Source organism: Herminiimonas sp., assembly GCF_030645555.1.
Lineage (GTDB): Bacteria > Pseudomonadota > Gammaproteobacteria > Burkholderiales > Burkholderiaceae_D > Oxalicibacterium.
The window spans coordinates 1-4,257 of the sequence record NZ_JAUSME010000251.1 but is presented as its reverse complement, the minus strand read 5'-3'; the positions used below and the strand labels follow the sequence as shown (position 1 = coordinate 4,257).

General features: G+C 63.7%; 6 protein-coding genes and 1 pseudogene. 1 reads left to right on the top strand and 6 read right to left on the bottom strand.

Features of this window, described 5'->3' with window-relative positions; all coding sequences use genetic code 11:
• A partial coding sequence (locus Q7T06_RS09910) for a Clp protease N-terminal domain-containing protein (RefSeq protein ID WP_304784166.1) occupies nucleotides 1–942 on the bottom strand: 942 nt, incomplete at its 3' end.
• Nucleotides 943–1,034: 92 nt separating this feature from the next.
• On the opposite strand from Q7T06_RS09910, the gene Q7T06_RS09905 reads away from it, so the two are divergent.
• Nucleotides 1,035–1,574: a hypothetical protein gene (locus tag Q7T06_RS09905; protein WP_304784164.1), complete on the top strand. Its 540-nt coding sequence runs from the start codon at nucleotides 1,035–1,037 to the stop codon at nucleotides 1,572–1,574.
• A 41-nt stretch (nucleotides 1,575–1,615) separates the two neighbouring features.
• On the opposite strand, the gene crcB is transcribed toward Q7T06_RS09905, so the two are convergent.
• The 5 genes and pseudogenes from crcB to Q7T06_RS09880 all read right to left on the bottom strand — a co-directional run.
• On the bottom strand, nucleotides 1,616–1,987 hold the full coding sequence (crcB, locus tag Q7T06_RS09900) for a fluoride efflux transporter CrcB (RefSeq protein WP_304784162.1): 372 nt from the start codon (nucleotides 1,985–1,987) through the stop codon (nucleotides 1,616–1,618).
• Complete coding sequence (moaE, locus tag Q7T06_RS09895; RefSeq protein ID WP_304784160.1) at nucleotides 1,987–2,445, bottom strand: molybdopterin synthase catalytic subunit MoaE; 459 nt, start codon at nucleotides 2,443–2,445, stop codon at nucleotides 1,987–1,989. Before moaE ends, crcB begins: the two co-directional genes overlap by 1 nt.
• An 8-nt stretch (nucleotides 2,446–2,453) precedes the next feature.
• Nucleotides 2,454–2,711 (bottom strand): molybdopterin converting factor subunit 1, encoded by a 258-nt coding sequence (gene moaD / locus Q7T06_RS09890; RefSeq protein ID WP_304784167.1) that lies wholly within the window; start codon nucleotides 2,709–2,711, stop codon nucleotides 2,454–2,456.
• Between the two features lie 19 nt (nucleotides 2,712–2,730).
• Nucleotides 2,731–3,996 (bottom strand): gephyrin-like molybdotransferase Glp, encoded by a 1,266-nt coding sequence (gene glp / locus Q7T06_RS09885; protein WP_304784158.1) that lies wholly within the window; start codon nucleotides 3,994–3,996, stop codon nucleotides 2,731–2,733.
• 78 nt (nucleotides 3,997–4,074) lie between these two features.
• Nucleotides 4,075–4,257: pseudogene (locus Q7T06_RS09880) on the bottom strand (threonine synthase); the annotation flags it as partial.

The following is a 4,257-nucleotide window of genomic DNA, read 5'->3' as shown; positions in this document are numbered from 1 at the left end:
GGTGGCGCCTATGCAATGCAGTTCGCCACGCGCCAGTGCCGGCTTGAGCATGTTGCCGGCGTCCATCGAGCCTTCTGCCTTGCCGGCGCCGACCATGGTATGTAGTTCGTCGATGAAAACAATGGTCTGGCCCTCATCCTGCGACAGTTCCTTCAGCACCGACTTCAGCCGTTCCTCGAACTCGCCGCGATATTTTGCCCCCGCTACCAGGGCCGCCATGTCGAGTGACAGCACGCGCTTGTTCTTCAGGCTGTCGGGCACCTCGCCATTGACGATGCGCTGCGCCAGCCCTTCCACGATCGCGGTCTTGCCAACGCCTGGCTCACCGATCAGCACCGGGTTATTCTTGGTGCGCCGCTGCAATACCTGCATCGCGCGCCGGATTTCGTCGTCGCGGCCGATCACAGGATCGAGCTTGCCATTGCGCGCCAGCTCAGTCAGGTCCGTCGTGTATTTCTTCAGGGCTTCGCGTTGGCCTTCGGCCTCGGCGGAATTCACGCCCGCTCCACCGCGCACCGCCTCGATCGCCGTTTCCAGCGCCTTGCGGGTCAGCCCCTGCTCGCGCGCCACGCGGCCGGCATCCGACTTGTCGTCGGCCAACCCCAGCAGCACCATTTCGCTGGCGATGAACTGATCGCCACGCTTCTGGGCTTCCTTGTCGGCCAGGTTCAGCAGGCCAAGCAAGTCGCGCCCGATCTGGACCTGGCCACTGGTGCCGCTGACCTTGGGCAGGCGTTCCGCGGCCAGCTTGAGCTCTTTCTGCAAGCTGCCCACATTCACGCCGGCGCGCTGCAGCAGCGAACGTGCGCTGCCATCTTCCTGATTCAGCAGCGCGGTCAGCATGTGCACCGGCTCTATGTATTGGTTATCATTGCCCACGGCCTGGCTCTGGGCATCGGCCAGCGCTTCCTGCAATTTTGTTGTGAACTTATCAACGCGCATTCTTGCACTCCCAAAAAGAATTCATCTCTTCTGAATCTAGGGATGCATGACGAATTTTCAAGAAAGGATTTGTCCCGATCTCGGGACGGCCCATGGAACTGCACCAGCTTCAAGTCGCCTATAACCAGGAGCAGGACCGCCTGCTTTTGCGCGCGACCTTCCGCACTGAACAGAAGGCACTGCATGAAGTCCGGGCGTGGATTACGCGCCGCATCCTGATCCGCCTGTGGCCGGGCATACTGCGGGCGCTGGAAACCAAGGTCACGCTGGAGCAGCCGCAGGCACAGCATGCCAAGCGCGAGATCGTGGGCATGGCGCATGAAGCCTCGATCAGCGACAACGTCCGGCGCGGGGGTTTTGCCGCCAAGTTCGAAGATACCGCACAGGAATATCCACTCGGTGCCGAGCCCTTGCTGGTGACGACGGCCAACTTCCACCTGAAGGCAAACCAGCCGGTCCGCATCGAATTCATCGACACCGCCGGCAAACGATTCGAAATCGCCTTCTCGGACCGGGTGTTGCATGGCTTCTGCAAGCTATTGCAGGATGGTGTGAAGACGGCGCAGTGGGAAGTCGAGCTGGCGATGCCGGGGATGAGCGGCGCACAGGCGGCGCCGGTTGTCTTGAATTGAAACTGGAGGAGCAGGCATCGCCCGGGATGCCTGCTGCAGCCTTAGGTCAGGGCGCGAAACGTCGCATACCCGGCGATGCAGCACAGGATCGACCCGACCAGATGCAGCGCCGAATGCCCCAGCATCCACAGGTACTGGCCACGCTGAAGCATCAGCATCGCTTCTGCCGAGAACGTTGAAAAGGTGGTGAGTCCGCCGAGCAATCCGGTGATCAGGAACAGCCGCCATGCTTCGGGCAAGCCGGGATAGGCCTGGAACAAGGCCACGGCAAGCCCGACCAGATAGCCGCCGATCAGGTTGGCTGCGAGGGTGCCGAGGGGAACGGCCGTCAGCACCGTGTTCAGTCGCAGGGCCAGATGCCAGCGGCACCATGCTCCCATGCTTGCGCCCAGGCCGACGGCGAGCCAGTTCATCAGTCGCCCTCTTTCCATTTTGCCAGCGCCACATCATCGGTGACGCGCGCGTCGACCCAGCGTGCCCCCTCGGGCGTCTGTTCCTTCTTCCAGAACGGCGCCTCGGTCTTCAGGTAATCGATGATGTATTCACAGGCATCGAAAGCCTCGCCCCGATGCGGCGCGGTCACCGCAACCAGCACGATCTGGTCGAGCGGCGCCAGCGGGCCGACACGGTGAATCACCAGCGCGTCCAGCACTGGCCAGCGGGCTTTTGCCTTGGCAACGATATCCTCCAGCGCCTTTTCCGTCATGCCGGGGTAGTGTTCCAGCTCCATCGCCGCCACGCTGGAACCGTCGTTCATGTCGCGCACCGTGCCGACAAAGCTGACAATGGCACCGATCCCGGCCTGGCCTGCCCGCAAGGCGGCCACTTCATGGCTCAAGTCGAAATCTTGCTGCTGCACCCGTACTGGCATGGCGACTCCTAGCCGCCCGTGACGGGCGGGAAGAAAGCGACTTCGCAACCCGGGGTGATCGGGGTCGACTCGTCGCTCATCTGCTGGTTATAGGCCATGCGCAAGGCGCGCCCCTGCGCCAGCGCCTCGGCCCATGCTCCGCCGCGCGCCTGCAAGTGCGAGCGGACATCACCTATGGTCCTGATCCCGGACGGCAGGTCGACCGACTCCTGGGCGGTGTTGAGCGCCTCGCGCACGCTGGCAAAAAAACGTAGCTGTATCTGCATCGGATCGCCGTTCAATGATTCAGTAAAGCAGGGAATGAAAAGGCAGGAAGCGCACGCTGTCGCCACGGGCGATGGTGGTTCCCGCCGGATTGTCTACCAGGCCGTCGCCCCACACGGTGCTGGTCAACACCCCGGAACTCTGGTTGGGGAACAGGTCGAGGCCGCCGCTATCGTTGATGCGGGCGCGCAGGAATTCATTGCGCCGGTCGGCCTTGGGCCATTCGAAGTCGGCGCGCATCACGCAGGCTTGCGGCGCCACCTTGTCCACGCCCTGCAGGCGCAGGATGAAGGGCCGCACGAACAACATGAAGGTCACCAGGCTGGACACCGGATTGCCGGGCAGCCCGAGGAACCAGGCCGCGCCCTTGTCTTTGCCGGCGTCCTCGTCTTTGCCCTGCTGGCGATTGACCTCGCCGAATGCCAGCGGCTTGCCGGGCTTGACGGCAATCTGCCACATGTTCAGGCGCCCTTCTGCCTCGACTGCCGGTTTGATGTGATCTTCCTCGCCGACCGAAACGCCGCCGGAGGTGATGATCAGGTCATTGTCCTGCGCCGCCCTGCGCAGGGTGTCGCGGGTGGCATCCAGCGTATCGGGCACGATGCCATAGTCGGCAATCTCGCAGCCGAGATTTTCGAGCAAGGCGCGCAGGGTAAACCGGTTGGAGTTGTAGATCGCGCCGGGCTTGAGTTCCTCGCCGGGCATGGCAAGTTCGTCGCCGGTGAAAAACACCGCGGCGCGCAGGCGACGCACCACCGGCAGGCTGGCCAGGCCGACCGAGGCGGCCAGGCCAAGTTCCTGGGCCCGCAGTCGGGTGCCGGCCGGCAGTATCACGCTGCCGGCGCGGATGTCTTCCCCGGCCCGCCGTATCCATTCGCCGCTTTGCGGCGCATGACGGATCGTCACGCGGTCGCCGGCCTCGTCCTTGTGGAATTCGCACATTTCCTGCATCACGACGGCGTCGGCACCGGCGGGAATCATTGCGCCGGTAAAAATGCGGGCAGCCGTGCCGGGCTGCAGGGCCTGGCCCACATGCCCTGCCGGTATGCGCTGGCTGACCGGCATGGTCACCGCCGGCAGTGCGCAGTCGGCGGCACGCACCGCATAACCGTCCATCGAGGTATTGTCCATCGGCGGCACGTTCAGCAGCGAGGACTGGTCGGCGGCAAGCACGCGGCCGTTGGCCGCAAGCGTGGGGATGACTTCGGTGCCGGTAACGGGCCTGGCTGCGGCCAGGAGGAAATCGAGCGCTTGCTGAACGCTCAGCATGGGATTCGTTTTGTTCATGTGCAGAGATTAAACGTAATCCGCATATTGTAGGGCGGGTTGGCCGCGCCGGGGCACCAGTCCGCGCTCGGCTCCGTCTTAAAGCCCCGTATGCTCCACGATGAACTGCTTCACCTGTGCCGCGTCCGCCGGCATCACGACAAACCGCTGCGGCAGGTCCTCGATGTTCTCGAAGCCGGCCGGACGGTCCGCATCGCGGCCCAGGGCCTCGCGTATGGTCTCGTTGAACTTGGCCGGCAATGCAGTCTCCAGCACGATCAT